The organism is bacterium, assembly GCA_024224155.1.
Lineage (GTDB): Bacteria > Acidobacteriota > Thermoanaerobaculia > Multivoradales > JAHEKO01 > CALZIK01.
The window spans coordinates 1-1,514 of sequence record JAAENP010000176.1 but is presented as its reverse complement, the minus strand read 5'-3'; the positions used below and the strand labels follow the sequence as shown (position 1 = coordinate 1,514).

Sequence of the window (1,514 nt, the reverse complement as noted above, 5' to 3'; positions counted from 1 at the left end):
GGACCTCTTGGCGGAGCGTGGAATCACCGTCTCCTACGAGACCATCCGCCAGTGGTGCTGGAAGTTCGGCACTGAGTACGCCCGCACGCTGAAGCGGCGAGAAGGGCGATTGGGCGACACGTGGCACCTGGATGAGCTCTTCGTCAACATCCAAGGCCGGCGTCAGTACCTCTGGCGCGCCGTCGACCAGGACGGCGGCGTGATCGACATCCTCGTCCAGTCTCGTCGCAATCGGCTTGCGGCGAAGCGCCATGCCTTCGGTGGTCCACGACACGAGCCGGTACGCGAACAACCGAGCCGAGGTCTCGCATCAGCCGACGCGACAGCAAGAACGACAGATGCGCAGGTTTAAGTCGGCGGGTCAAGCGCAGCGATTCCTCTCGGTACACGGGGTCATCCAGAACCTGTTCCGGGTTGGACGGCACCTCGTGAGCTCAGCCAACCACCGATTGCTCCGAGATCGCTCCTTCCACGCGTGGCGACAGGTGACGTGCGCCTGAGTGAATGCGGACAGCGGCCGCCGATTCGGGCCAAGCCTCGCTCGACGGACGCCAAGTTGACAGTGCCTTCCCGACCGATCGGCGGGCGTGCAGCCCAACACCTCGCCGACAGCATCCAACTGCGCCGAGCTGCGCCCTTGAGCGCCAAGCTGCACCAGTGGTCCCGCCTCGGCGAGGCGACCTGTCCGCCGTTCGTCCTACCGGGCCCTCGACTGCGTCACGCTCCCGTCTCACTCTCCTCCTCCAAGACCCGGCGCTTTCGGACAGGACGGGCATCGAATCGCTGCGCCACGAGATCCATGAGCCGCTCCTGGTCCTCATAGCCCTCGAGGCGAACGTGGCGCTGGTTTCTCAGTCTCAGCATCAACGAGACCATCTCGCCCAGGCGGTTCTGTCGCTCGATCAGGAGCACGTCCCGAAGATCGAGGCGCGTCCGCTTGCCTTCGGTCGTGAAGTAGAGGCAGTCCTCTTCAACTTCCACCCGATGAGTTCGACTCCTTCTCAGGTACTGCACATAGCCTACGAGGTGGACCACACCGAAGAGGACCAAAGAGAGCAGGACGAGACCAAGGAGCATCGCTCGGTAGGGCTCGGTCGCGGCCTCTCGAAACCTCCAAACGATCCAGAAGAGCGCGCCGGCAAAGGCGAAGCCAACGATCGTATTGCGATGCCGCAGGCGAATCGTTTCGCGACTGATCCGAAAGGTTCGCTCTCTCGGAGCCTGAGGTATCTCTGCGTTCACACTCGTTTTCGGTGCCTCCTTCCGCACCAGGGGTTGCGGCGGGCCTTGCATGCCTCGAGGGCTCGATCCGCGAGCTTCTCCGGCGCGCCGGCGAGCCAAAGAACCCTAGCACAGCGGGCGTCCGGACCTGGTACCATGACCGGCAGGGAGGTGCATGATCTCGAGGATCCCGAAGCCGTTGTTCGTTGCCGCGGCAGTCGCGTTGTTCGTTTCTGCCTGTGCTGAACCGCCGCCCGGTGACGACGGGGCCGATGGCCCACCACCGGCCGGCG

The 1,514-nt window shown here is 64.3% G+C and carries 3 protein-coding genes; 2 read left to right on the top strand and 1 reads right to left on the bottom strand.

All coding sequences use genetic code 11. The features are described from left to right. Positions 1-109 precede the first annotated feature (109 nt). Positions 110-352, top strand: coding sequence for a DDE-type integrase/transposase/recombinase (locus tag GY769_10170; GenBank protein ID MCP4202287.1), 243 nt, complete (start codon positions 110-112; stop codon positions 350-352). Continuing rightward, positions 261-500: an IS6 family transposase gene (locus tag GY769_10165; protein MCP4202286.1), complete on the top strand. Its 240-nt coding sequence runs from the start codon at positions 261-263 to the stop codon at positions 498-500. Before GY769_10170 ends, GY769_10165 begins: the two co-directional genes overlap by 92 nt. Positions 501-717: 217 nt before the next feature. Here the strand turns inward: GY769_10165 and GY769_10160 are convergent, their stop codons facing one another. Next, positions 718-1,242, bottom strand: a complete 525-nt coding sequence (locus GY769_10160) for a hypothetical protein (GenBank protein MCP4202285.1) — start codon at positions 1,240-1,242, stop codon at positions 718-720. Between the last annotated feature and the right edge of the window lie 272 nt (positions 1,243-1,514).